The sequence below is a fragment of the Pseudomonas sp. HP_01 genome (assembly GCF_055284355.1).
This window is the reverse complement of record NZ_JBTOPV010000004.1, coordinates 80,239-107,214: the sequence shown is the minus strand read 5'-3', so window position 1 is coordinate 107,214 and position 26,976 is coordinate 80,239. Positions and strand designations below refer to the sequence as shown.

The 26,976-nt window shown below is 61.0% G+C and carries 20 protein-coding genes; 13 read left to right on the top strand and 7 right to left on the bottom strand.

The genetic code is table 11. The annotated features are described in order from the left end of the window. The 6 genes from ACYAR8_RS04645 to ACYAR8_RS04620 are packed head-to-tail and all read left to right on the top strand — an operon-like array spanning position 1 to position 6,963. A complete protein-coding gene (locus tag ACYAR8_RS04645) occupies positions 1–738 on the top strand; it encodes an RDD family protein (RefSeq protein WP_463579206.1) in 738 nt (245 codons plus the stop codon). Beyond that, positions 735–1,715, top strand: coding sequence for a stage II sporulation protein M (locus ACYAR8_RS04640; protein WP_463579205.1), 981 nt, complete (start codon positions 735–737; stop codon positions 1,713–1,715). Before ACYAR8_RS04645 ends, ACYAR8_RS04640 begins: the two co-directional genes overlap by 4 nt. Further along, the gene (locus tag ACYAR8_RS04635; RefSeq protein ID WP_463579204.1) at positions 1,702–3,321 is read left to right on the top strand and encodes a DUF4129 domain-containing protein; all 1,620 of its coding nucleotides are present in this window, start codon (positions 1,702–1,704) and stop codon (positions 3,319–3,321) included. The genes ACYAR8_RS04640 and ACYAR8_RS04635 overlap by 14 nt, the downstream gene beginning before the upstream one ends. After that, positions 3,318–4,538, top strand: a complete 1,221-nt coding sequence (locus tag ACYAR8_RS04630) for a DUF4350 domain-containing protein (protein WP_463579203.1) — start codon at positions 3,318–3,320, stop codon at positions 4,536–4,538. Before ACYAR8_RS04635 ends, ACYAR8_RS04630 begins: the two co-directional genes overlap by 4 nt. Further along, positions 4,535–5,611, top strand: a complete 1,077-nt coding sequence (locus ACYAR8_RS04625; RefSeq protein ID WP_463579202.1) for an AAA family ATPase — start codon at positions 4,535–4,537, stop codon at positions 5,609–5,611. Before ACYAR8_RS04630 ends, ACYAR8_RS04625 begins: the two co-directional genes overlap by 4 nt. Then, positions 5,608–6,963 carry a DUF58 domain-containing protein gene (locus tag ACYAR8_RS04620; protein WP_074884634.1) on the top strand — a complete coding sequence of 452 codons (1,356 nt, stop codon included), beginning with the start codon at positions 5,608–5,610 and terminating at the stop codon, positions 6,961–6,963. The genes ACYAR8_RS04625 and ACYAR8_RS04620 overlap by 4 nt, the downstream gene beginning before the upstream one ends. Before the next feature lie 10 nt (positions 6,964–6,973). Here the strand turns inward: ACYAR8_RS04620 and ACYAR8_RS04615 are convergent, their stop codons facing one another. Together ACYAR8_RS04615 and ACYAR8_RS04610 are read right to left on the bottom strand one after the other, a co-directional pair. Beyond that, positions 6,974–7,333 carry a PilZ domain-containing protein gene (locus ACYAR8_RS04615; RefSeq protein WP_074884632.1) on the bottom strand — a complete coding sequence of 120 codons (360 nt, stop codon included), beginning with the start codon at positions 7,331–7,333 and terminating at the stop codon, positions 6,974–6,976. 314 nt (positions 7,334–7,647) lie between these two features. After that, the gene (locus ACYAR8_RS04610) at positions 7,648–8,022 is read right to left on the bottom strand and encodes a tetratricopeptide repeat protein (RefSeq protein WP_074884629.1); all 375 of its coding nucleotides are present in this window, start codon (positions 8,020–8,022) and stop codon (positions 7,648–7,650) included. A gap of 179 nt (positions 8,023–8,201) precedes the next feature. Between ACYAR8_RS04610 and pyk the strand changes: the two genes are divergently transcribed. Together pyk and ACYAR8_RS04600 are read left to right on the top strand one after the other, a co-directional pair. Continuing rightward, positions 8,202–9,653: a pyruvate kinase gene (pyk, locus tag ACYAR8_RS04605; protein WP_065992245.1), complete on the top strand. Its 1,452-nt coding sequence runs from the start codon at positions 8,202–8,204 to the stop codon at positions 9,651–9,653. A 226-nt stretch (positions 9,654–9,879) separates the two neighbouring features. Further along, the gene (locus ACYAR8_RS04600; protein WP_463579201.1) at positions 9,880–11,112 is read left to right on the top strand and encodes an NHL repeat-containing protein; all 1,233 of its coding nucleotides are present in this window, start codon (positions 9,880–9,882) and stop codon (positions 11,110–11,112) included. Positions 11,113–11,150: 38 nt separating this feature from the next. Here ACYAR8_RS04600 and ACYAR8_RS04595 read toward each other — a convergent pair whose 3' ends face one another. Both ACYAR8_RS04595 and ACYAR8_RS04590 read right to left on the bottom strand, forming a co-directional pair. Beyond that, positions 11,151–12,089, bottom strand: a complete 939-nt coding sequence (locus ACYAR8_RS04595; RefSeq protein ID WP_463579200.1) for an iron-sulfur-binding ferredoxin reductase — start codon at positions 12,087–12,089, stop codon at positions 11,151–11,153. Beyond that, a complete protein-coding gene (locus ACYAR8_RS04590; RefSeq protein ID WP_108120756.1) occupies positions 12,082–13,203 on the bottom strand; it encodes a GGDEF domain-containing protein in 1,122 nt (373 codons plus the stop codon). Before ACYAR8_RS04590 ends, ACYAR8_RS04595 begins: the two co-directional genes overlap by 8 nt. A gap of 328 nt (positions 13,204–13,531) precedes the next feature. Here ACYAR8_RS04590 and ACYAR8_RS04585 point away from each other — a divergent pair, with 328 nt between their 5' ends. The 5 genes from ACYAR8_RS04585 (at position 13,532) to ACYAR8_RS04565 (ending at position 24,000) form a co-directional block, all read left to right on the top strand. Further along, positions 13,532–14,539, top strand: coding sequence for a hypothetical protein (locus ACYAR8_RS04585; RefSeq protein WP_463579199.1), 1,008 nt, complete (start codon positions 13,532–13,534; stop codon positions 14,537–14,539). Positions 14,540–14,619: 80 nt separating this feature from the next. Next, the gene (locus ACYAR8_RS04580; RefSeq protein WP_463579198.1) at positions 14,620–17,253 is read left to right on the top strand and encodes an RHS repeat domain-containing protein; all 2,634 of its coding nucleotides are present in this window, start codon (positions 14,620–14,622) and stop codon (positions 17,251–17,253) included. A 92-nt stretch (positions 17,254–17,345) separates the two neighbouring features. After that, on the top strand, positions 17,346–19,790 hold the full coding sequence (locus tag ACYAR8_RS04575; protein ID WP_463579197.1) for an RHS repeat domain-containing protein: 2,445 nt from the start codon (positions 17,346–17,348) through the stop codon (positions 19,788–19,790). 44 nt (positions 19,791–19,834) lie between these two features. Continuing rightward, a complete protein-coding gene (locus ACYAR8_RS04570) occupies positions 19,835–22,225 on the top strand; it encodes an RHS repeat-associated core domain-containing protein (RefSeq protein WP_463579196.1) in 2,391 nt (796 codons plus the stop codon). A 251-nt stretch (positions 22,226–22,476) separates the two neighbouring features. After that, positions 22,477–24,000, top strand: a complete 1,524-nt coding sequence (locus tag ACYAR8_RS04565) for a fumarate hydratase (RefSeq protein ID WP_463579195.1) — start codon at positions 22,477–22,479, stop codon at positions 23,998–24,000. 74 nt (positions 24,001–24,074) lie between these two features. On the opposite strand, the gene ACYAR8_RS04560 is transcribed toward ACYAR8_RS04565, so the two are convergent. From ACYAR8_RS04560 to ACYAR8_RS04550, 3 genes are all read right to left on the bottom strand, one after another. Further along, positions 24,075–25,232 (bottom strand): phospholipase D-like domain-containing protein, encoded by a 1,158-nt coding sequence (locus ACYAR8_RS04560; protein ID WP_463579194.1) that lies wholly within the window; start codon positions 25,230–25,232, stop codon positions 24,075–24,077. Between the two features lie 149 nt (positions 25,233–25,381). Further along, a complete protein-coding gene (locus tag ACYAR8_RS04555; RefSeq protein WP_463579193.1) occupies positions 25,382–25,720 on the bottom strand; it encodes an amidase in 339 nt (112 codons plus the stop codon). After that, a complete protein-coding gene (locus tag ACYAR8_RS04550) occupies positions 25,717–26,811 on the bottom strand; it encodes a serine hydrolase domain-containing protein (RefSeq protein ID WP_463579192.1) in 1,095 nt (364 codons plus the stop codon). The genes ACYAR8_RS04555 and ACYAR8_RS04550 overlap by 4 nt, the downstream gene beginning before the upstream one ends. Positions 26,812–26,976 lie beyond the last annotated feature (165 nt).

Genomic DNA, 26,976 nt, shown 5'->3' with positions numbered 1-26,976 from the left:
ATGTCCCTTTCCCATGCAGAGCCAGGATTTGCTGCACCGCTTGCCCTGCTGGACACTCGTGTACGCATGGAAACCCCCGAGGGCATAGACCTCATCCTGCGCCCCGCCGGTTTACTGTCCCGCTCAATTGCGTTCGGCATCGACCTGATGATTCGTGGCGTATTGCTGGGTGCGCTGTTTTTTGTGCTGGGAACACTGGGGGACTTCGGCACCGGACTGTTTATGCTCGCGCTGTTTCTCGGGACCTGGGGCTATATGGTCCTCTTCGAGGTGCTGCACCAAGGACGCACGCCGGGGAAACAGATCATGGGGCTGCGGGTCATTCATGATGACGGCACGCCCATTGGCTGGTCAGCCTCGGTACTGCGCAATCTGCTGCGTTTTGTCGACATGCTGCCCTTCGGCTACTGCGTCGGCGCGTTCACCTGTCTGCAGCACCCGCTGTTCAAACGCCTGGGTGATCTCGCGGCCGGCACACTGGTCATCTATAGGGACTTGCCCCCACAAAGGCCGGCACTGGCTGAGGTCACGGCGATAAATCCGCCGCTGCCCCTCTTGCTGGCGGAGCAGCGCGCCGTACAAGCCTTTGCCGAGCGACAAGCAACACTTTCTCCGGCGAGGGCTCAGGAGCTTGCCGCCATCGTCACGCAGCCGTTGCAGCTGTCTACCTCGCCAGATCCGCACTACCCGGTCCAGCAATTGAATGGCATTGCCCGCAGCCTGGCGGGTTCATCATGAAGCAGAGCCTGTTCGAACAACGTCATGCAGAACGCTGGCAGCGTTTTTCAACGCGCCTTGAAGCGCTGGAAGGGAGCCGCCGTAAAAGCGAATCCGGCGCAGGCTTCAGCCGCGAATACCGTCAGATCTGCCAGCACCTTGCGCTGGCGATTGACCGTGGGTACGCCAGTCATCTGGTCGAGCAACTGCAACAGCTTGCAATGCGCGGCCACCAGCAGCTGTATCGCCACCGAAGCCAGTTCACTGCGCAGTTGCTGAGCTTTGTGCTGGCGGACTTTCCGCGGCTGGTGCGTGCCGAATGGCGATGGGTCGCCCTCGCCGGCCTGCTGTTTTTTGGCAGCCTCACGCTCATGGCGCTGCTGGTCTATGGCTATCCGGACCTGGTGTACAGCGTCGTCAGCCCGGCCGATGTCGCTGAAATGCACGCGATGTACGAGCCCGCCGCACGGCGCATCGGGCAGACGGCCGAGCGCGCATCGAGCACTGACTGGCTGATGTTCGGTTACTACGTCATGCACAACGTCGGCATTGCTTTCCAGACCTTCGCCAGCGGCCTGCTCTTTGGCGTCGGCAGTCTGTTTTTTCTGTTCTTCAACGGGCTGATGATTGGCGCGGTTGCAGGCCATCTCACCGACGCGGGCATGGGCGTAACCTTCTGGCCGTTCGTGGTCGGACACAGCGCCTTTGAGCTGACCGGCATCATGCTGGCGGGTGCGGCGGGGCTCAAACTCGGATGGGCGCTGGTGGCTCCCGGTCGACTGCGCCGGGGCGAAGCGCTTCGCCGCGCTGCCCAGATAAGCGTGCGACTGATTGGCGGGGTCATGATGTTTCTGCTCATCGCTGCGTTCATTGAAGCGTACTGGTCGTCGATGAGCTGGCCGGCAGCGACGGCCAAGTATCTGGTGGGTGCTTCTTTATGGTTGCTGGTCGGCGCCTACCTGACCCTTGCCGGACGCACGCCCCATGCGCCTGACTGACGCCAGCGTTGTCATACGCCCACGTACGTCCTGGGAGGCCATCGACCTGGGCGTTCTCCTGGCGCAGCGGCATCGCGCTTTGCTGATGACCAGTTGGGCCATCGTCACCTTGCCGGTCTTCGCATTACTGACCCTGCTGCTGTGGGATTACCCGTCGGTGGCAGTCCTCGTGTTCTGGTGGCTGAAGCCAGCCTACGAACGGTTGCCGCTGCTGATTCTGTCCCAGGCGCTGTTCGGCTCGGCACCTTCGCTCAGGCAGGCGCTGAAAAGTTTTCCGTCCGCACTCAAACCGCAGTTGATAGCGAGCCTGACCTGGCGGCGTCTGAGCCTCAGCCGCAGCTTCTACCAGCCGGTGCAGCAACTCGAGGGGCTCGACGGGTTGCCGCGTGCCCAGCGGATTGCCGTGCTCGGCCAGAAGGATTCCCGGGCGGCGCGTCTTCTGACCGCGCTGGGCAGCACGCTTGAAATGACCTTCTGGATCGGCCTGATGGTGCTGTTCTACGCCATGATTCCGCCGCAGATCGAAGCCGACTGGTCATGGCGCAGCCTGCTGGACATCGAGGGCGAGTGGAACTGGCTGGAACATTTGACTAACGTGTTTTACGCGTTGGTCCTGATCGTCTGGGGCCCGGTCTATGTGTCGTGCGGGTTTGCGCTGTATCTGAACCGCCGAACTGCATTGGAGGCGTGGGACATCGAACTGGGATTCCGCAACTTGCGTCAGCGTGTTCTGGGGAGCGCACTGGCGCTGCTACTGGGCGGTTTCTTCGCGCTGACGTTGCTGCCTTCTTCGGTTATGGCAGCGTCGGCGTCAATTCAGTCGATGCCGGAGGAAATTCCCAGCGAATCGGGCAACAGCTGCCCGCTGCCACCACTGGACAACCCACAGACCGATGAAGACGTGGCACCGCCCGATTCACCTCGCCTGCTTAATCAACCGCTGACCAGCCAGGCGTCACAGAACGCCATCCATGCTGTGCTTGAACAACCGCCATTCAAGAACCCCAAGCCGGTGTCCGGGTGGCGCATCGCTCAGCCCAAGCACGATGCCGAGCCAGCCAAGACACCGAACTGGCTGGCGCGGCTGGTCGTCGGCCTGCTTAATACGGGCAAAACCCTGTCGGCTGTTTTCGGGGCGCTGCTATGGACGCTGCTTGGCATCACGGTTGCGTGGGTGATCTGGCGTTATCGGGCCTGGTTCGCCACCTTCGTGGGTAAAAGCCCACCCAAGGCAACTGCACCCCAAGACATCCCTCACCAGCTCTTTGGCTTACAGGTCCGCGCTGAAACCCTGCCGACGGATGTCGCCGATGCGGCGGAAAGGCTGTGGCAGCAGTCACCGCGGGAGGCATTGAGCCTGCTTTACCGCGCACTGCTGAGCCGCCTGTTGACCGATTACCAGCTCCCGCTGAAAAGCGCGGACACCGAAGGCCAGATACTGGCGCGCATCGCCGAGCTCAAGCAGCCACCCCTCGATGACTTCAGCCATGAGCTGACGCGCCACTGGCAGAATCTCGCCTACGGGCATCGGCTGCCGCCGGATCAGGCACGACAGACGCTGTGTTCAGGCTGGCGGAAGTTGTTCGCGCAGGGTGCAGGCGCATGAGCCGGCGCTGGATCATCGGGCTGGTCACCGCATTGACGCTGTTGAGCATCGTCATCGCCAGTGTTCCCGTGCTCAAGCGCCTCGAGCGTTATCAGGAAACCGTCGACCAGGGCCCTTCTCCCGAGGCTCTGGCCAACCCTTACCTCGCCGCTCAGACGTTCCTGCGTCAACGAAACATTGAGGTGAAAACGGTCGAAACCCTCGCCGCTCTCCCTGACATCCAGGACCAGCCGCAAACCCTCATGCTCCTGGATTTCCGCGAAAATATGACGCCGTCCGAGGTCAAACGCTTGCTGGCCTGGGCCCGGTCAGGCGGGCGCCTTCTGTTTGTTGCCGAGCAGTTGTGGGACCCGGCCAAGGGGACCAGCGGCGACCTGTTGCTGGATCAGTTGCAGATTCATCAATTCCTCACGCTGGATCTGCAAGAGCAGGACCGCGAACGGCAGCGCGAACAACTCAAGCCGGTCATCCCGCTAAGCACGCCGGACACCCAAGGCCCCGAAACGCCGTGGCCGGAGTTGACGCGGCTGTTCGTGCAAAACGAAAACGACCCCGCCTACATGAGTTTCGACCCGGCCTTCCATCTGGATGACCCCGAGGATCATGCACAGTCATGGGCCAACAGCGCTGACGCCACGCACCTGCTGCAAATGGTGTACGGCGCCGGATTGATCACCGTCGTCACCGATGCGGATCTCTGGAAAACCCACGCCATCGGCGAATACGATAATGCCTGGCTGCTCTGGTACCTGAGCCAGGACAGCGCCGTCACGATGGTGCTGCGCACTGAGCATGACAACCTGTTCGGCCTGCTCTGGAAATACTTCCCCCAGGCCCTGCTCGCCCTGACGCTGTGCCTCATCGCAACGCTGTGGCATGCCGGCATGCGCCATGGCCCAATGCTCCCAATACTGGCGCGCGGCCGCCGTCAGCTCAACGAACACCTGCGCGCGAGCGCCGACTTCATGCTCCGCCGGGAAGGCCAGCACGCCGCGCTGCGCGCCTTGCAGCAGGACATTCTGCGCCGCGCCCGGCAACGGCATCCCGGCTTTGAAACCCTGGCCGTCACCGACCAGTGGCAAACGCTGGCGCGCATGACGCGTCACTCCACCAGCAGCATCGGCCAGGCATTGCGTCCGCGGCCGGAGCAGCGCCTGTCCAGCAGCGAATTCACCCGTCAGGTTGCGTACCTGCAAACCATCAGGAATGCCTTATGAGCGATCAACCGAGCGAGCCAGGCCACGCGGCCCAACATCTTCCCACCCTTGAATCCACCGCCGTGGAGCACACGCAGAGCGAGCCGGCCACCGCTTCGGGCAGCCATCAGGCGCAACAGCGCCAGCGCGCGATTCATCTGGCGCAGGCGGTGCGGCACGAGCTGCAAAAAGCCGTCATCGGCCAGGACGCGGTGATCGATGATGTGCTGACCGCACTGATCGGCGGTGGCCATGTGTTGCTCGAAGGTGTGCCCGGGCTGGGCAAGACGCTGCTGGTGCGGGCGCTGGCCCGGTGTTTCGGCGGCGAGTTCGCGCGCATTCAGTTCACCCCCGACCTGATGCCCAGCGATGTCACCGGCCATGCCGTGTACGACATGCAGAGCGAGCAGTTCAAGCTGCGCAAGGGGCCACTGTTTACCCATCTGCTGCTCGCGGACGAGATCAACCGCGCACCGGCCAAGACTCAGGCCGCGCTGCTTGAGGCGATGCAGGAACGTCAGGTCACACTGGAGGGCCGAGCCCTGCCCGTGCCGCAACCCTTCATGGTGCTCGCGACACAGAACCCGATCGAGCAGGAAGGCACTTACCCGCTGCCCGAAGCCGAGCTGGACCGCTTCATGCTCAAGGTGCGTATGGATTATCCCCATGCCGAGCAGGAGCTGGAAATGGTCCGCCAGGTCACCCGTTCGACGCGCTCCGACATGCTCGACATCCAGCCCCTTCGCACCTTGATGCAGGCGAAAGATGTGCTGGCGCTGCAACGCATCGCCAGCGATCTGCCGGTGGATGAACAGGTGCTTGACTACGCCGTGCGGCTTGCTCGCGCGACTCGTACGTGGCCGGGCCTGACACTCGGCGCAGGGCCGCGGGCGTCCATCGCGCTGATCCGGGGAGCCCGGGCTCGTGCGCTGTTGCGTGGCGGCGAGTTCGTCGTCCCTGACGATGTCAAAGGCTGCGCGCTGGCGGTGCTGCGTCATCGCGTGAGGCTTGCGCCGGAGCTGGACATCGAAGGGTTGTCCGTGGATCACGTGCTCAAGCAATTGCTCGATCAGGTGGCGGCGCCCCGTCGATGAAACAACTGCTCAAGCCGTCGACCCGAATGCTCTGGTGGCTGGCCGTTCTGCTCGGCGTGTCGGTGCTGCTCGGCATTCTGCAGGCATTGGGGCGAGGGCCCGTCGCGCGGCTGGATGGCCTTTTCTGGACCCTGCTGTGGATGATGATTGCCGCAGCCGGGCTGGATGCGGTGTGGCTATGGCGCCTGCCCTCCCCTCGCGCCAGGCGGCATCTGGCCGGCAGCCTGGGAATGGGACGCTGGAGCGAGGTGCGGGTCGAGCTGGAACACGATTCACCCCGTGCGCTGCACATGACTCTATTTGATCATGGCCCCTCAGAGCCGGACGCTCGCTACGAAACCGAAAATCTGCCCCAGGACCTCGTGCTGCGCCCGCAACGCACGGCCCAGCTGACCTATCGGCTGCGCCCGGCCAGTCGCGGGGATTTCACCTTCGAACGCACCGAGATCCTCATGCGCAGCCCGTTGCGCCTGTGGGCATCCCGGCGTTATGTGCCCAACCATGACATCGTCCGGGTCTACCCGGATTTCGCCCGGTTGCAGAACGGGCAACTGCTGGGCGTCGAGAACTGGCTCAGGCAGATCGGCATTCGCCAGCAGCCACGCCGGGGGCTGGGCCTGGAATTTCATCAACTGCGTGAATTTCGTGAAGGCGACAGCCTGCGTCAGATCGACTGGAAAGCCACGGCCCGGCATCGCGCGCCCATTGCGCGGGAATATCAGGATGAGCGCGACCAGCAAATCCTGTTCATGCTTGACTGTGGCCGACGCATGCGCAGCCAGGACGGCGACCTGACGCACTTCGACCATGGGTTGAATGCCTGCTTGCTGCTGAGCTATGTGGCTTTGCGCCAGGGCGACGCGGTCGGTCTTTCAACCTTCGCGGGCGAACAGGATCGGCATTTGCCACCCGCCAAAGGCGCCAGCCAACTGAACGTGCTGTTGAACCATCTCTACAACGTCAACGCAACCCAGCGTCCCGCCGATTACGCGGTGGCGATGCGAAACATCCTCGTGCGGCAGAAGCGCCGGGCATTGGTGGTGCTGATCACCAACCTGCGAGACGAGGATGACGAGCAATTACTCGAAGCGGTCAAACAGCTGAGTCGACATCATCGCGTGCTCATCGCCAGTTTGCGCGAGGCTGTGCTTGACGATCTTCGTCAAACACCCGTGCAGACCTGGCAACAGGCCGTGGACTACTGCGGGACGGTGGACCTGCTCAACGCACGCAACGGGCTGCATGAGCGTTTGACCGCCCATGGAATCCCGGTGCTGGATGTGCGCCCCAGTGAGCTGGGGCCGGAGTTGGTGAGCCGATACATGAGCTGGAAAAAGGCTGGCGCGCTGTAGGCGCCTGCCTTCAGGCGGAGGCTTCCAGAGGGTAGAAGCTAAAGTAGCGCTGCAAGGCCTGAATGAGCACGAAGTACTCCGCCGGTGCCGCTTGCAGGCGGAAGCCGGAATCGAACACGCGCGGTGTTTCGTCTTCCTGACACCACAGGCAGCTGGCGTCGATATCGATGTGGTAAAGGCCGTTCTTGCCGTCAGGCACTTTCAGGCGCAGCTGAAAATCAGCCCCCACCAGAATGGGCAGATCACTGATCAGCATCAGGCCTTGTTCGGACACGTTACCCAGGCAACCCAGGGGTTTATCGGTGTACCGGTTGAACACTTGCAGGTAATAAGGCAGTTGGTGACGTTCTATTCGTCTTTCATTAAGCATTCGGACACTCGCCCTGAGATGACCATTGAGCATGGCCGCGCTAGTGCTTTGGGACTCGGTCGCACGGAACTGCCAGACCCGTGACGCCAGAATCCATCATTGGAAAAACCCATGACGACATCTGACTCATTCAGCACTGGCAAAAGTCACTCATCCACGCGACCGATCAGGCTTATCCACGCCTGTTCGCCTCGCTTTCGGATCAGTGGCGCTGCCGCCTTCGTCAAAACACTTAGGTCCCTACCCATCGTAGCCTAGCTCAGCTTTCCCCAATATCCACCCGGAGACGTGACCGTGTATCCACTCGGGTGTAACTAGCGTGAAGCAGCTCGCGGTGTGGCGGGCGGAGCCAGGTTGTCATGGCCAAGCTGATGCAGCGTGTCCAGACGGGCCTTGGCGCGGAATGCATACTCGCTTTCGGGGAACTGGGTGATGATGTACTGGTAGGTCTGGACCGCATCCATGTAGAACTTCTGGCGCTCCAGGCACTGGCCACGCAACATCGACACTTCAGGCTGTACGTAGCGACGCGAACGGCTTTCCCGATCGACTTTCGACAAGTTGTACATCACCGCGTCACAGTCGCCCTGGGCGTAGGCGCGGTTGGCATTGTTCAAATGGCTGTTCATTGCCCAACGGGTGCAGCCACCCAAGGCAAGCAGCGCCACTAATATCATCACGATTCGCATGAGAGTCTCCTGTGCTCAGCCCTTGTATCGGCGTATTCCTGGATTTCTTCAAGTCCGATTCAACTGCCGCCGACCTGCCGATTGCCCAGCGATCAGGGGGGCAGGTAGTGCAAAGGAACAATGACTACAGAGCAATACAGTAGTAGCCTCTCGCTGCGCTTCATTTAAGGAGTTTGTGCATGACCGTTCGCCGCACCAAAATCGTAGCCACACTGGGCCCTGCCAGTAATTCGCCAGAAGTCATCGAGAAGCTGATTCTCGCTGGCCTGGACGTCGCCCGCCTGAACTTCTCCCACGGCACGCCCGACGAGCACAAAGCTCGCGCGAAGCTGATCCGCGACATCGCCGCCAAGAACGGTCGGTTCGTCGCGTTGCTGGGTGACCTTCAAGGCCCGAAAATCCGCATCGCCAAATTCGTCAACAAGAAGATCGAGCTGAAGGTAGGTGACAAGTTCATCTTTTCCACCAGCCATCCTCTGACCGACGGCAACCAGGACATCGTCGGTATCGACTACCCCGACCTGGTCAAGGACTGCGGCGTCGGTGATGAGCTGCTGCTGGACGATGGGCGCGTGGTCATGCGCGTCGACACGCAAACCGCCGATGCACTGCATTGCACCGTGACCATCGGCGGCCCGCTGTCGGATCACAAAGGCATCAACCGTCGCGGCGGCGGCCTCACAGCTCCGGCGCTGACCGAGAAAGACAAGCAGGACATCAAGCTCGCTGCAGAAATGGACCTGGATTACCTGGCCGTTTCCTTCCCGCGTGATGCGGCCGACATGGAATACGCGCGCAAGCTGCGTGACGAGTCCGGCGGCACGGCCTGGCTGGTGGCGAAGATCGAACGCGCCGAAGCCGTTGCCGACGACGACACCCTCGATGCGCTGATCCGCGCCAGTGACGCGGTCATGGTTGCCCGTGGCGACCTGGGCGTGGAAATCGGCGACGCCGAGCTGGTGGGCGTCCAGAAGAAAATCATTCTGCACGCACGTCGCCATAACAAGGCGGTGATCGTTGCTACGCAGATGATGGAATCGATGATTTCCAGCCCGATGCCAACCCGCGCTGAAGTGTCCGACGTGGCCAACGCCGTGCTCGACTACACCGACGCCGTGATGCTGTCCGCTGAAAGTGCCGCTGGCTCTTATCCTGTTGAAGCCGTTGAGGCAATGGCGCGCATCTGCGTCGGCGCTGAACGTCATCCGACCGGCAAGACCTCCAGCCACCGCGTCGGTCACTCCTTCACCCGTTGTGACGAAAGCATCGCGCTGGCCGCCATGTACACCGCCAACCACTTCCCTGGCGTGAAAGCGATCATCGCGCTGACCGAAAGCGGCTACACCCCGCTGATCATGTCGCGGATTCGTTCCTCGGTACCGATCTACGCGTTCTCCCCGCACCGCGGCACCCAGGCGCGCGCGGCGATGTTCCGTGGCGTTTACACCATTCCGTTCGACCCGGCGGCATTGCCGCCAGGTCAGGTCAGCCAGTCGGCTGTGGACGAACTGGTCAAGCGCGGTCTGGTTGAGCAAGGCGACTGGGTCATCCTGACAAAGGGCGACAGCTACCACACCATCGGCGGCACCAACGGCATGAAGATCCTGCACGTCGGCGACCCAATGGTTTAAGCGGCACCGCAACACCAAAAAGCCCCGCCTCGTGAGAGTGCGGGGCTTTTTATTGCCTCTGTCACTTACCTGACTGCCGTGGGGTATAAGCAGGCCGACCATCATAGTCTGTCTGAGCAAGAGTCAGTTCAGACAGGCGCTTTCGACTGTCATTTATGCCAGTAGATTCGGCACAGGCACAGGCCTACAGTCAAGTTTGCAAAACGCCATCGGAAGGGGAGATCAAATGAACAAGGACGCATTTGTCAGTGGTGGGCCGGATCCGGACTTCGGTACCGATGGACTGGCCAACTTACCGGCTTCCATGGGATATGCAGGCAATTTGACTTGGGCGCCTGGGACTAGGCCGTTGGCTGCGGGCTCTTCAAGTACTGAGGAAGGGAAGTTTCTTGTAACGCGGTTGTTGAACAATGGCACCGTTGACGCCAGCTTCGGCAAAAACGGCGTTATTCAGGATCAGGTCATGGCGCAACAGAGATCGGTGGCAATCGGCGCATTCGAGGTCGAACAGGACAAGACGTTAATTGTGGTGACCACCACGACCCTAAGTGGCTCGATTATTCCCTGTGCAACCCGATACTCACGAGACGGCATTCTGGACCCGGACTATGGACAAGGCGGCATCTTGCAGCTCTCTTATCCTGACGCCCTGAGCAATGACCGACTTCCGGATAACGAGCCTCTGCCGGATGTTGAAGGCCAACTTTATTCACGCCCGTCACCCATGCGAACCGGATTAACACCCTCTGGCAAGCTCATCGTCGGTTGGTGGTACTCCGTCGAGAAAAGAACGGTTATTTACCGGATTGATGACACCGGCCAACTTGACACTTCTTTCAATGAGGTGGGCTACGTGCATTACCCTGAGGCGCTGGGGTCCAGCTCACTGGGTGCGTTATTAGTCTTGGCGTCGGGAAAGGTCTTGGCCGTCGGCGAGCATAGAAGTGAATCCGGCGACTTCCATCCGTTTTTGGTCAGGTACACCGATACGGGGGCACTGGATGTTGGGTTTGGAAATGGCGGAAGCGGTTTCGTAGAACTTCCACTGCAGAACTATGCCGGTTTTCGTGTGAACGGCTGCATTGAAACGACCGAGGGGAACCTGATCATTTGCGGTCGGGGTGCTGGTGACAATGCAGCGCTTATTGGTCTTGATAAGGACGGTAGAATTGATGCGTCGTTTAACCCCGAGCCAGTCCCCGATCTGTTCCAGTGGCTCAGTGCAGCGTACGACGGAGACAAACTCGTCGCAGCGGGACATACGTCTAACCCCCGCTACCTCATTGTCGCGCGCTACAACACGGATGGCTCTCTCGATCGCGCGTTCGGGACCGATTCAGGCTGGGTACGCCTCGACTACCCCGGCATACCCGAGTCTTCAACTCCGTATGACGTAAAAGCCGTCGATGAAAGGATTCTGGTAGCCGGCGGCAGCTTCGTCACGCGTATTCTCGCCTGAGCGAATGGTGTGAGGAGCCGGCAAAGGGTTGGCGGACTTCAGCCTCTCTCGACAAACTCGTCAGAGAGCACCTGACCACGGGGCAACCCCGTGATAAACAGCCGCTTCGAAAACGCCTCGACGCTGGTGGGTGATCCGCACACCAGCGCGATGGTCTGGCGGGATGTCACGCGCAATTCGCCCAGTACAGCCGCAAAGCCCGACCCTTCGATCGACTCCACGGAAAGATTTGAGTGCCGGGCCGCCAGCTCGCTCAATGGGCCCGTCAGATAATGCTCCTGCGCATCGCGCGCCAGATGCAGCACGCGGATGTCGCCCTGATGATCCTGCCGCAACGCTTCGCGCAGCACTCCCCACAACGGCGCTAATCCGGTACCCGCCGCCAGCAGCAATAATGGCCGGTCCTGCCAGTCGGGGTCGTAACGCAGCGCGCCGCCCTGCAGTTCGCCGAGGCGGATCGGATCACCGTTTTTCAGTGTGCGCGCCACATCAGCGAAAGCGCCGGAACGCAGGCAATCGATATGAAACTCCAAAAAGGGATCGTCCCCTGGCACGCTCGCCAACGAGTAAGGCCGCGCTACGCCATTCTCGGTCCACAGCAACAGATGCTGGCCGACGCGATAGCGCAACGGGCGTTCAGGGTTCAGTCGCAAGCGCAGCACCGACGGACTCAGCCAGTCAGCACCGACGACGGTTGCTGGCAGGCCATCGCGCAGCGGGTCGAAGACTTCCACCGCCAGATCGCCGGCTACCTGACACTGGCACGACAGCCGCCAGCCCTGGCCGCGCCTCGCCGAGTCAAGCGCCTCAGGTGCTGCATCCAGCGGCTCACCAATGACGCAGCGCACCATGCAGGCATGGCAACTGCCGGCACGGCAGCTGTAGGGGACGGACATCCCGGCGTCGTTCAAGGCGTCGAGCAAATTGGTCCCGGGTGTGACCGACCATCTCCGGTCGCCGACACGCAACTCAGGCATCGGCGTAATCCCAGGCGCCGTGGCAGCGGTTGCGGCCTTGGTGCTTGGCGCGATACAGCGACTGATCGGCACGCTGTAAAGCCCGGTCCATGCGGTCACCGCGCTCAATGATGACCATGCCGATCGACAAGCTCAGATCCAGCTCTGGAAATTCCGGCAGCGTGACGTGGGTAAAGGCCAGGCGGATGCGCTCGCAGCAGTCGACCAGTTGAGCGCGGGTACAGCGCGGAATCAGCAACACGAACTCTTCACCGCCGTAGCGGGCCAGAATGTCATCGGCCCGCAGGCACTGAGCGGCGGTTTTGCCGAAGACCTGCAGCACCCTGTCGCCTGCGGCATGACCATGAAGATCGTTGACCCGCTTGAAGTGGTCAAGGTCAATCAGCGCCAGGCCTGCGGTGTAGTTACCGTTCATAAGTTCGAGTTCGCGGGTCGCGATGCGCAGGAAGTGGCGGCGGTTGTAGAGGTTGGTGAGTTCGTCGGTGGACGCCAGCTCTTCGAGCTGCAACATCATGCCGCGCAAGGTTTCCTGATGCGCCTGCAGAGTGATTCGACGCTGGTGCATGCGGTTGCGCGAGTTCTGGACAAAGCGTGCGAACAGGCACAGCCAGGAAAAGATGATGAACAGCGCGCAGGTCTGCAGCGCGGCGAGGCCCGGATCGTCGAGTTGGCCGTGCGCGGCATCCCACAGGTTCAGCCCTATGAAGCCCAGCAAGGCGAGCACTGAGCAGCGAAGGAAGACTTTGGGCCTCAAGTGAAAGAGACCGAACAGCAACACCAGCACATAGAACACCAGAAAGGTGCCTCTGGCCGAATCCATATGGGCGAGCACGAACGTCTGCCAGCCGAGCCCCATGAGCACTTGAAACTCGGTCAGGCTGGGATCCTTGAAACGCTGGTTGTAGCCGCCGAAGAAGACCAGGCTCAGCGCGCCCTGCATCAGAAGAACAGAGACGCTGGCGAGCCAGACGCCAAAAAAAGTCGCGTGGTAGTAGCCGGTGCAATACGCAACCATGACGAGCACGATCAGTAACACGTAGGTGCCGGTTGCCAGGCCAAAACGCTTTAGCCGCAAGCGCTGGATAGATCCGTCTAAAAGAGGCTGGGTGGTCATCGTGTAGGGTTTCGTCCTGTCCGGCCACAGGGGCCTGCTTCGCGCCGCTGGCCGAAGATGTTCAGCGAACGCTTCGATCATCCGGGAAGAGTGCCAATGTAGAGGAAACGGCGCGTTTCGCCAACGCGCCCGTCGTCCGACGCGAAGATACTGCCATTTGAGTGTAAGGGATCTGGTACCGCTCGGCGGGACAGTGTCCGATTCGGACGCGGCTTTCCCATGAAACATCACGTTAAACCTCGTGACGCACCCAATATATATTTATGCCAATTCGGACGGCTCAAACGCGTAACCTCAGCCCGCACTCAACAACCACGGAAGGTTACCCATGCGAATCGAATTCAAAGATGACGCCAAATGGCTGAGCAAATTCAAGATTGACGTCACGTCCAACTCAAACAAGCTTTACAACAATGGCAATCAGCAAGTCAAAGTCACGGTCAGCCTGACACCGATCAAAGGCCAGGAAATTACCAATCAACAGATGGATAGCATCTGGATCTTCCTGATAAAGGACGGCAGCGACTATCGCGATCTGGGCGGTGGCTTCGGCCAAGATGCCGGGCGTTCAGAATGGGCGAATAACAATAACGCCGAGCCGGAAGATTTTTTCAGGGTATCGCTCAAAAAGAATACACAGTTTGAATACTACGCCGCGTCGGGTTTTGCGCCTCACAATCTGCTTGAATCCGCAGCGCGGAGTCGGGATTTCTATATCTCCACACTGGCCCATGGTGGCGAACGTTACAAGATTTATGCAGCAATCATGAAAGAAGAGGGGGTTCAGTACGCTACCAGCACGTCACGTTTCAACTCGCATGTAGAACTGGAGACCGTCAGCTCCCCGCGCCGCAGACGCACCGACTTTACGCTGGAGCGAGTTCATGCTTTCGAAGGCTCCACCGACAACGAGAAGACCGCCGTAGACATCGACGTCTATTACTTGCAGTTTGCCGAGCGGACGTTGCGGGTTGTCCACGCCGTTCCGCTGGATGGCGACCAGAGCACTTACTATTACGAAGACTGGAAAAGCGCCGACCCGCTTTTTTCACTCTCCGGCATCCACTACAACGAAACCCAGTTTCACTATGGATTCAAACCTGGAGCTGCACGAGACTTCAGCTATCAAAATGTTTCCGTCGCAATAAACAGTCGTCCCGGGGCGATGAGCTTTTTACGCATGGAGCTGATCGGTCCTGCCGGTTTGGCGCCCGACGCCCCGGCGTACGGTCCTAAGCGCTGGATAGTGTTTGACCAATATGGTAATTGGCACGGCATTGAAATGACCCAAAAGAATTCGGGCAACGAGATAGATTTCATCATGCATGACATGTAAGTCGAACTTGCGCGCGCGTGTCATATGGCCCCCGTATGACGCGCGTTCTACTCATTGGCCTACCACTAAAGAGAATTCGCATGTCCAGCATTCATACCCAAGCCAGCAACTTCATGGACTGTATAAAGACCGGCGTCGATGCCCGCACCGGACAATTCACTGTCGCTATCAAACTGCCTCTATTGCCGGCCAACAATCTGGCCGGCCCCGCTCTCACGCCCACCCTCACGTTCGGTGTACTCGGCTCAACTCGCAACAAAGGGTTCGGACTGGGCTGGTCGCTGGACTTGAGCGAACTCGATCTGCATCAGGATGCGCCGTCGTTGCGCCTGTCGACGGGTGAACAGTTCGCCGTCGACCTGGACGACACCACTTTCACGCCGGGCACTGAGCTAAAGCTGTTCGACGCCAAACTCAAATCCATGGTGGTGACGTGCGAGCATGAAGATATGTTCCGCGTGGATCAGAAAAACGGTCAGACCGAAATACTCACCCGACAGCACGACAGCGCGCGCTACCTGACTACCGAGCTGCGCAGCCCGGAGGGCAATCGCGTATTCGTCGAATGGGCGCCTCATGGCAATGACGACTTCATCCTTGAAACGATCCGCGATGAGACCCGGGTTCTGCTCGAGGTGAAGGCCGACGGCGCCGAAGTCGTACTCTCGGTACCGGGACGCGAGGACGAGACGGTGCGTCTGCAACTGGCCAACGACAAACTGAGTGACATCTACCTGCCTGGAATCGAGACGCCCTTCTCCATCGCCTACGACCATCATGCCCTCGACACCCAGAACCACCTTCTGCTGCCAATCCGCCTTTCCAGCCCGTTGGGCGCGACCGATTCAGTGATCTGGGCCACCGGCGAAGAAGGCCATCGTCTGCCGCCCGGTGCACCCTTCGAGGTATTGCCACGGGTTCTGGAGTGGACTCATTCAGCGGGAACGGACGCTACCGCGCTCACCCGCTCCTACGAATGGTCCGGCGCCCATAACTTCCTGGGATTCGGCAGCGAACAGGCATTCGACTGGCAGCAAGGCCGCGACAACCTCTATCAGGTCGACCAGGGTTACGAGTACGAAGTGGTTGAAACCCTGGCCGACCCCAACGGTGACACACTTGCGACCCTCACCCGGACGTGGAACCGCTTCCACTTAATGACCCGCGAAGTAACACGCCGGGGCAGCGCCGAGAGCCGCATCGAAACCACTTTCGGCCTTGACCCCGAGGCCGACTGGGACGGCCAGCCCGCGTGGTACCAGCTGCCGCATCAGCAGACCGTCACCTACATCGACCCTAGTCGCGCAGGTCTGCAACGCAGCGAGCAAACCGACTATCGCTACGACGTGTCGGGCAACCTCATATTCACCCGATCGCCCGCCGGTGTAGAAGAGCACAGCGAGTATTACCCTGCCGAAGGTACCCCCGCTTCGGCCGATGGCACCGGTTGTCCGCCCAACGCACTGGGCATGGTTCGGCATCTGAGGAAGAAGACCATCAAACCTGCGCGCCTCGATGACGGCACTTACGGCGGCGCGCCCGTCATCTCCACCACCTACACCTACGAAGCGCTGGCCTCAAAGCTTGAAGGCGGACCCGCGTTTGTCGTGGTGAACAGCGAGACCGTTCGGGAAGAGAGCCATGGTCGCCTGCTGGAAACCACCACTCAGACCTACGTGACTGAACCGGGACCGCACTATGGGCGCCTCGACAGCAAAGTCACGACACTCAATGGCAAAGCCACCACCACGAGCTTCCGCTATGAGCTGAGCGAGGACGAGCTGAGTACGCACACCACCCTCACGGGTTTCGAGAACACCGAGCTTGCGCGCGCGACTCAAAGCGGCGCCCGATCGCTCCTTACGGGAAGGCTTACACGGGAACGGAATCAGGCTGGCGTCGTCTCGCGTTACGTCTACGATGCGCTCGGTCGCGTGACGCTTGCGGTGACCGCCGATGACAGCCGCTACGAAGCCCGGCGCACTTCCACCTACCATGTGAACGATCAGAAAGCACACGATTGCAGGACCGGGAACGAGAATCCGGTGATGATCGAGCATCGTCATTCGACGGGTCAGCGTCGCCGCCAATGGCTCGATGGCGAGGGCCGCACTGTCCGCGTTGAGCTCGAAGACATCGACCACGCCCCTGATGTATTCCGCGAGATTGCCTGCTGTGTGTTCGACGCCGAAGGCCGCACGGTCAGCGAAACGCAACAGGACTGGCTGCGCGATCCCGAGGATCCGGCGACCGTGACCGCACTCGGACTGACGACCCGGACGCACTACGATGACTGGGGCCAGGCAAGCCTGAGCATTACCCCCGATGGTGTCGAAAGTCATACCGAGCACAATCCGGTGAGCCTCACTGCCAACAGCTGGCAACAGAATGGCTCACTCAAGGGGCCAAGTACGCTCACGCAGCACAATGCGGCTGGCAGCGCGATCAAGGAACAGCTGCACGACGCCGACGGTGTGTTGATTCGGACCAGGGAATGGCAGCGGGACGGACTGGACCGTATTACCCGAACAACCCTCCGGGTACCTGGCGAGGCAGATCGCGTGACGTGCGTCGAGCTGGACGCATACGGGCGCATCGTCGAGCAGCGGCTGGCTGACGACACGGTCGTGAACTGGACCTTCGCCGCTCACAGCGATGACAACCACCCCGAAACCGTCGCCGTCACCGCGCCCCTCGTCACCCGGGCGCCTTGAGCACGGCGTCCGAGCCCCCGCAGTCATGGACGGGAAGCCTGCAGCAAATCGCAGGTTACCCAATGGATGGGACATTTCGAAGGATCGAAAACATGAACAACTCCACGATAATCGGTCGTCAGACCTTCGACGGCCTGGGTCGTCAGCTGTCAGTCAGTGTCGGAGGCCATACCTCCCGCTTTCAATACCGCGTTGGGCAGCTACCGCCCTCCTCGACCAGGCTCGCCGACGGCAAGGAGGTCCGATTCACTTATGAGAAGGACCTTAACAATCAATTGCTCAAGGTCGAAGCCGATGGAGAGGCCCCGACGGAAATAACCCGGCATGCACAATTCGGGCACCCTTCGACGATCGCCGGTGAACTGGGCAGCCAGGCCTTTGCATTCAGCCCGGGAGGCCAGGCGACCAAAGACGGCTGGACTGTCGACGGGCAGACCCACACCACCGCATGGCGCTACTCGTTCAGCGGCCTGCTGCAAGGCTTTCACGATGCCAAGGGTATTGCTCATCGGCGCCAGTTCGATTCGTCTGGTCGAGTGAGCGCTACCCGCGTTGGCGAGGTGGACACCACCTATACCTATGACGCCCTGTCTCGACCGGCGACCGTCAGTGTGAGTGTCCCGGAAAGCGGCAGAGTCCTGACCACCGCGATTACCTACGACGCCGTTGGACGTGAGCACACGCGCACCTTCACGATCACGCAAACGGGCGAGGAGGAAAAAACCGACGTTCGAACGATCACCCAGACCCTTGCTTACACAGGACTGGACCAGATTGCTTCTCGAACCTGGGCCGAAGGCGCAGCGTGCAGCGAGGAGCGCTTCGAATACGATGTGCGCGACAGACTGGTGCGTTACCTCGCGGATGAGCACGCGGCGGCACCAGATCCCTACGGCAACCTCATCGTCGAGCAGGTGTTCACCTTCAATGCCTATAACGGCCATGAGAAGGTGGTGAGCACCTACGCTGACGGGAGCTGCGACGAAGCCCGTTTCACCTATGCCGTCGACGACCCTACCCGTCCGGTTAAAGTCACCCACACCCATCCGGCCTGGCCAGCAGAGGTCACGCTGGGTTATGACGCATGTGGTCGCGTGATCAACGACAGCCTTGGCCGCCACCTGCACTGGAACGCCCAGGGACGACTGACTGAAGTCCGATCACCATCAGGCACCTGCAAGTACCGCTACGACCCCAGCGGGCAACTCACTGACCGTGAAGTGGACGGCGTCCTGACCCGGGATTTCTACAGCGCCGATCAACTCACCCATCAATGTTGCGGCAAAGACAGCATCGAACTGATCTCCGACCTGAGCGCGTTGTTTGCCGTGAACAAAGTGACAGGAGGCATCCGCCAGACCCTCCTGCTTGGCACCGACGCACAAGGCAGCCTGCGCATTGAGGCCGGCAGCACAGTGCGCACACGGCGCTACACCGCCCACGGCGCCCAGGCATCAGACGTTGGCGACCTTGCATTCGGCTATACGGGCGAGCAGCTCGAACCCTTGTCTGGCCTTTGCATTCCGGGCGGCAATCGACCTTATGACCCGATACTGATGTGCTTTCTCGCACCTGACACCGACAGTCCGTTCGGGCCGGGCGGCATCAATCCATACGCATGGTGTGGCGGGGATCCGGTCAATCGTGTGGACCCTGACGGCCATAGCTGGGTGAACTACGCCATTGCCGGCGCCGGGCTGGCATTGGGGCTTGTCGTGATGATTCCCGCGGTAATCGCTGCCTTGCCCGTGGCAGGTGCGTTGATCAGTTCCGGGGCAGCCCTGCTGACGACCGGGCAAATAGCGGGACTTGTCGGTGTGGCGCTGGACATCGTCGGCATGGCGACGGGCGTTGCCAGCCTGGCCCTGGAAGCGACCGGCGCTGACGGCGCCGCATCCGGCATTTTAGGCGGCGTTTCCATGGTCGCCAGCATTGCCGGGGCAGGAATCGGCCTGAAACTGTTTACGCTGAAAAATGCAGGGAGCAGGCTCAAGGCAATGGACATCAAGCAGGGCTGGACCTTACCCAAACCTGGTCGTCTTGGCAGTGGAGAGTTGCTTGCGCAACACACATCCAGAGGAGTGGACGTCGGTTTCATCGATACCTATCTGGGCAGCAACCGTGCCGCCCTCCTGACGCACGGAGATCTGAAACGTGCGCTGCTGATGGGGCCTGACGGTAAAACAATGCGAGCAGCCGACGTCGCAAGAGATGTCATAGCCCCCCGACTCCAAGCGCTTGGCACTGGGGCTGATGACACCTTCGTGTTGCTGTCGTGCTGGGGCGGGAAGAACGGTGCTGCGCTGGAGATTGCCAGGGAGCTGGGTCGCCCCGTTCAAGGATTCACTGGGAAGGTGTTCGTCAAAGGCTTCGCCAATCTCCAATTGAACCCGAACGCGGCAAATATACCCACCCAAGCCACCTCCTACCTGGAGCGGATGCGTGCGACGGGCAACCCTTTCAAAGCATTGAAGACCACTTACAAGGCGGCGAAATCCAATATTTATCACCCTGACGGCACAGTAGTCGCAGTTTGAATCGTGGACAGGCTTGTCTGTCATTATCTCGAGGGATTGGAACCATGACCGCTACTCTCATCATTGGTCGTCAGACCTTCGACGGCCTGGGTCGTCAGCTTTCGGTGGAAGCAGCGGGCTGTCTCACGCGCTTTCATTACGGGAAAGGACAACTTCCGCCGACGGCCAACACCCTGGCTGACGGCAAGCGCGTCGAATTCACCTACGAGCCGGAATTGAACAACCGTTTGCTCAGTGTCACCCCTCACGACCAGCCAGCGCAGACCATCGCCTATCACCCTTTGGGCATGCCCGCCTCGGCAAGCGGTGCGCTGGGTTCCGAGTCCTTCGGTTTTACCCCGTCCGGGCAGCCCGATCGGGACACGTGGACCGTTGGAGATGCCCGTCATGGGACCCGCTGGCATTATTCGCTGAACGGTTTGCTTCAAGGCTTCGATGACGCGATGGGCACGGCACATCGGCGCAGTTTCGACAGCCATGGCCGGGTTTCGGAAACACGGGTCGGTCATCTCGTTACCCGCTATCGCTACGACGCCCTTTCCCGCCTCGCTGAAATCTCCGTCAAGGATCAGCTCGACGCGGGAAAACTGACCACCGCACTGACGTACGACAGTCTGGGACGCGAGCACACGCGTACCTTCACCGCCGTGACGCCCGACGGCCAGTCGCACACCTCCACTCAGACATTGAGCTATTCGGCGCTGGACCAGATCACCTCGCGCACCTGGACCGAAGACTCCCGGACCCTTAAGGAAACCTTCGAGTACGACATCAGGGGCCGCCTGGTCGGCTTTGCCGCAGACGCCGACGGCGCCCCGGAAGACCCTTTCGGCAATCCCATCGTCAGCCAGGCCTTCACTTACAATTCGCTCAACGGTCATGAAAAGGTGGTGACCACCTATGCCGACACCAGCGTCGATGAGGCCCGCTTCACTTACGCCACCCACAACCCGGTTCAACTGGCGCTGATCACCCACACCCACCCGTCATGGCCCAGGGAAGTGAAGCTCAACTATGACGACTGCGGGCGCGTCGTCAGTGACAACCTGGGACGTCGCATGGTCTGGAACGCCCAGGATCGCCTGATTGAAATCCACCAGGATGGCCGATCCTGCCAGTACGGCTACACGGCTCACGGCCGTCTGGTCGATCGCACGGTCGACGGCACGCTGAGCCGCAGCTTTTACAGCGGCGAAGAACTGACCCACGAAATGACGGGCGACGTCAGCCTGCAATTCAACTCCGGTGAAACGGGCCTGTTTGCCGTCAGTAAAGTCACTGCGGCCCTCCACGAAACCACGCTGCTGGGAGCAGATGGACAGGGAAGTGTGCGCCTGGAGTCCCGTAGCACCGTGCGAACACACCGCTACAGCGCTTACGGTATGGAGTCCCGAAATACGCAAGCGGTGCCATTCGGCTACGCAGGCCAGCGCCACGAACCGCTGACCGGCATACAGATTCTGGGGGACTATCGTCCATACGATCCGGTACTGATGTGCTTTCTGAGTCCAGACAGTGAGAGCCCTTTCGGCAAGGGCGGAATCAACCCTTACGCTTATTGTGCAGGGGATCCGGTGAATCGGATCGACCCTGATGGCCACAGCTGGGTGAATTACCTCTTGGCAGGGGCAGGTCTGGCGATTGGTATCGCTGCAGCGGTCGCCAGCTTTGGAGCGGCGTCCACGGTCATCGCCTCATTCGGTTATGCCGGGTGGGCCGCCCTGACGCCGAGTGCAGCGATGATCATCGGCGCGGGCGCCCTGGACGTCGCGTCCGTCGCCACAGGGGTTGCAGGGCTGATAAGCCAGGCCACCGGCGCGGATGAGAGCGTCGGCAACGTGTTGGGCTGGGTTTCGTTTGGGACAGGGCTGGCGGCTGGCGCGCTGAGCGGCCTCGCCGGATCGGTCGCCAGGATCGGAGGGCGCAAACCCGGCAGCCCTTCGGTGCCAGTGCGTCGAGAGTCCAGCGCTGATGTACTCTTTGAAAAAACCCGCGGCGAACATGATGTGACGTTTCATAAAGCACTCTGGGGAGAGAGTGATTTAAAGGGCTTTGAAACACACGGCACGCCAGAAGGCTACCTGATGAACGCCAAGGGGATCTTCGAGCCGGCTGCCAATGTCGCAAAACGGGAAATCGCGCCCCGTCTGGCCGAATACGAGGCTCACCGGCCACTTGTGTTGTTGGCGTGCGAGGGTGGATCCAGCGGCGCCGCACAGGAAATCGCCAACGTACTGCGCAGGCCGGTCATCGGCTACGACGAGGTCATTTACGTTGGCGGTCCCAGCCATATTGGATCGTTTGGGTACCACCAAACCCGTACCGGCATCGTGACGACCCTGCCCCTCAAACGGTTGAAAGGCGGAAGAGATCAGGGTTTTCACTTAGGCCCGAATTACGGATTCGCCACGCCGCGGACCTACTCTCCCGCTTGACTCGCCGGCGCCGCAGCGCTGCAGTGGCTGAAGCAGCGCCGGCACCTTGCCATTCAGCGCCCCCCTGCTGCTAATACCAATGTTTACCCTGCGGCAGGGTGTCGCGCCGGCAGTCAGGCGCTATACTGCCGCGCCTTTTCCTGCCACGGCGCCTGATGGGCAGCCGGGCCAAAGGCCGTTCGCGCGAGTGTCCAGCACACCCTGCGCGAACAGCCCTATTCAAAGTTCCCGCCTGAGAGAGGAGAACGCCCATGACCGTGATCAAGCAGGATGACCTGATCCAGAGCGTCGCCGACGCGCTGCAGTTCATCTCCTATTACCACCCCGTCGATTTCATTCAGGCCATGCACGAGGCCTACCTGCGTGAAGAATCCCCTGCCGCACGGGATTCCATGGCTCAGATTCTGATCAACTCGCGCATGTGCGCCACCGGCCATCGGCCGATCTGCCAGGACACCGGTATTGTCACCGTGTTCGTCCGCGTCGGCATGGACGTGCGCTGGGATGGCGCGACCATGGGCCTGGACGACATGATCAACGAAGGCGTGCGTCGCGCCTACAATCTGCCGGAAAACGTCCTGCGCGCCTCGATCCTCGCCGATCCGGCCGGCGCTCGTAAAAACACCAAGGACAACACCCCGGCGGTCATTCACTACTCCATCGTCCCGGGCAACACCGTGGAAGTGGACGTGGCGGCCAAGGGCGGCGGTTCGGAAAACAAATCGAAAATGGCGATGCTCAACCCGTCCGATTCGATCGTCGACTGGGTGCTCAAAACCGTGCCGACCATGGGCGCTGGCTGGTGCCCACCCGGCATGCTCGGTATCGGCATCGGCGGCACTGCCGAGAAAGCTGCGGTCATGGCCAAGGAAGTTTTGATGGAGTCCATCGACATCCACGAGCTCAAGGCACGCGGCCCGTCGAACCGTCTGGAAGAAATGCGTCTGGAGCTGTTCGAGAAGGTCAACCAACTGGGCATCGGCGCCCAGGGCCTTGGCGGTCTGACCACCGTGCTCGACGTCAAGATCATGGATTACCCGACCCACGCCGCATCGCTGCCTGTGTGCATGATCCCCAACTGCGCCGCCACCCGTCACGCCCACTTCGTGCTCGACGGCTCCGGCCCGGCTTCGCTGGAGGCGCCACCGCTGGACGCTTACCCCGAGATCGTCTGGGAAGCCGGTCCGTCGGCGCGCCGCGTCAACCTCGACACGCTGACGCCGGAAGACGTGCAGAGCTGGAAGCCGGGCGAAACCGTTCTGCTCAACGGCAAGATGCTCACCGGTCGCGACGCGGCGCACAAGCGCATGGTCGAGATGCTCAACAAGGGCGAAACCCTGCCGGTGGACCTGAAGGGTCGCTTTATCTATTACGTTGGCCCGGTTGATCCGGTTGGTGATGAAGTGGTGGGGCCTGCCGGTCCGACCACTGCGACGCGGATGGACAAGTTCACCCGCCAGATCCTCGAGCAGACCGGCCTGTTGGGCATGATCGGCAAATCCGAGCGCGGCCCGACCGCCATCGAAGCGATCAAGGACAACAAAGCCGTTTACCTGATGGCCGTGGGCGGCGCTGCCTACCTGGTTGCTCAAGCGATCAAGAAGTCGCAAGTGCTGGCCTTCCCGGAACTGGGCATGGAAGCGATCTACGAGTTCGAGGTCAAGGACATGCCGGTCACGGTTGCAGTAGACAGCCATGGCGAGTCGGTTCACATCACCGGTCCCGCCATCTGGCAGAAGAAGATCAGTGAAAGCCTGGCGGTAGAAGTGCAGTAAGCGTTTCAATCGCTAAAACGAAAAAGCCCGACCTGCGTGTCGGGCTTTTTTGTGGGCGATGAGTTGTAAAGCGCTCACCCACGCCGATCCAGCACATTCACCACCAACCGATCCAGCCATCCCCACACCCGCTCCTGAAACCGTCGCCACAGCGGTCTGGATTTCCAGCCGTCCAGGGTGATTTCGCTGCTCACGGCGAAATCCTTGGTGAAGCTGGCGGTCACGGCATGGGTCAGCGCGGGGTCGATCGCTTCGAGGTTGGCCTCCAGGTTGAAACGCAGATTCCAGTGATCGAAGTTGCATGAGCCGACGCTGACCCAGTCGTCGATCAGCACCATTTTCAAGTGCAGAAAACACGGCTGGTATTCGAAGATTTTCACGCCGGCCTTGAGCAGGCGCGGGTAGTAGCGATGGCCGGCGTAACGAACCGAGGGATGATCGGTGCGCGGTCCGGTGAGCAACAAGCGCACATCGACGCCGCGGGAGGCGGCACGACGCAACGCGCGGCGGACTTTCCAGGTCGGCAGAAAATACGGGGTCGCCAGCCAGATGCGCGTCTTGCTGGTGTTCAGCGCACGCACCAGTGACTGCACGATATCCCGGTGCTGACGGGAGTCGGCATAGGCCACACGACCCAGTCCATTCCCGCTGACGGGCGCCTTGGGCAAGCGCGGCAGACCGAAGTTTTCCGCCGGCCGCCACGCCCGCCGCCGAGGGTTGGCGTGAAACTGGCGGTCGAACAGCGCCTGCCAGTCGATCACCAGCGGCCCACGGATCTCGACCATCACCTCATGCCATTCGCTGCTGTTCAGGTCCGGGCGCCAGAACTCGTCGGTGACACCCGTCCCGCCCACCACCGCCAGCTCTTTGTCGACCAGCAACAGTTTGCGGTGGTCGCGGTAGAGATTGCGCAAGCCCCGCCGCCAATGCACAGGATTATAGAAACGCAGGATCACGCCAGCGTCGGTCAGTCGCTTGCGCAGGCTGATCGTAAACGCCGCAGAGCCGAAGCCATCGAACAGACAACGCACGATGACCCCGCGACTCGCTGCACTGACCAGCGCCTCCACGATCGCTTCGGCACAGGCCCCGGCTTCCACCAGATACAGTTCGAGCTCGATCTGCTGCTGCGCGCCTTCTATCGCGGCGATCATGCGCGGAAAAAACGCCGGGCCGTCAATCAGCAGGTTGAACTGGTTTTCTTCACGCCACGGGAAGATCGCGCCCCTCACGAGCGGCGCGCCGTGGCGATCAAGTCACAGGCATCAACGGCATATAGCGCGCAGGCGAACGAGGAAGGAAGGCGAATAGACATGCGGACTCCAGAGGGTGCGATACGCAACCCTATCCGGCTGTCTGACCGCAGGCAAACTTCAACGTTCTACGGTACCGGCGGCGACAAACGGCAGCCCTGGCGCTGGCCTTCCCAGCGGGCTTCGCTCTCGCGGCCCAGGCCTGTCGAAGTGATGCGCTTGTTCAGGGCGTCTTCGTCAAGCGTACTCGGCAGCCATTGCTTTACGTAGCTGCGGCAATAGTCCGCCGGGTTATTCATGACGAACCGACACGAGCAATATTCCTTGGCGGTATAGGCGCTGATGATGCTGGGGAACACCTGCAGCTGAACGCGCCAGTTCCAGATCAGGCCGGCAAGTATTAACAGAAGCAATATGCCGAGACTGCTGAACGGGCGGCGTCGGATGAATGCTTTACGAGCCTTCATTGATCACCCTCCCCGGCCACGGCCTTCAGCGCCAGCTTGAGCAACTGGTTGTGGTCATAAGTGCCGTCGCGATCGTCGGCGTAACGAACGATCACCAGCTTCGCGCTAGGGATCACGTACAGCGCCTGCCCCCAATGGCCGAGGGCCGCAAAGGTGTCGGGAGGTGCGTCGGGCCACGGGCCGGGCTTGCCGTCGGCGATCTTGTTCAGCCACCAGTGGCCGCCGGGGGCTTCATCGGTCGGGGTCGGAGTCAGGGATTTGAACGGCGTCAGGTTGAAATCAACCCAGGCCTTGGGCAGCAACTGGCGGTCTTGCCAGCACCCGCCGCGCTCCATCAGCAGGCCGATGCGCGCCAGGTCGCGGGCCGTCATGTACGCATAGGACGACCCGACGAAAGTGCCGATGGCATCGCGCTCCCACGTGGCGCTGGTGATGCCCAGCGGGTCGAACAAGGCGGTCCACGGGTAATTGGCGTAAGCGCTGTCACCGACCATGCCTTTGAGTGCGGCGGCGAGGACAGTGCTGTCGCCACTGGAATAGCGGTATGAAGTGCCGGGCGCACTGGCGGCAATGTGTTCGGCGGTGTATCGCGCCATGTCGCCGCGCCCTCGGGTGTAAAGCATCGCCACGACAGAGGAGTTGAGCGGCGCGTATTCGTAATCTTCCTGCCAGTCCAGCCCCGAAGCCCAGTGCAGCAGGTCCTGAAGTTTGATATCGGGATGCGCGCTGAACGGCGGGTGGAACCTGGCGACGGGGTCTTCAAGCTTGAAACGGCCTTCACCAAATGCGACGCCCAGCACGCTCGCCAGAATGCTTTTGCTGATCGACCAGGTCAGGTGCGGGGTGTCTGCCCGGGTCACGCCGCCATAGCGTTCATACACCACTTCGCCGTCGTGAATGATCAGCAGCGCGTCTGTGCGCACGCCCTTGCGTTCGATCTCGTCGCGGGGCGGGAAGGCGTAAGCATCGAGGGCAGTAATGGCAGCGTTTTGACTGAGCAGGCGCTCGGACCAATCCGGCGTCGGCCAGGTTTCGGCAGCGGCTGAACAGCTGATGAGCAACAGCGCGAGTGTTAACAGCAGACGGCTCATGGACAGGACTCGGGCTCGGATGCAGGCAACCCTAGCACTCAATAATGACAGCCCATTGAACACAAACCCCTGTCACGCAACCATCACCAAAGCTTAATGGTCGTGACACGGCCTCTCCCTAGCCTGAATTCGTACAGCAATGCTCGAACAATCAGTCGACCCGCC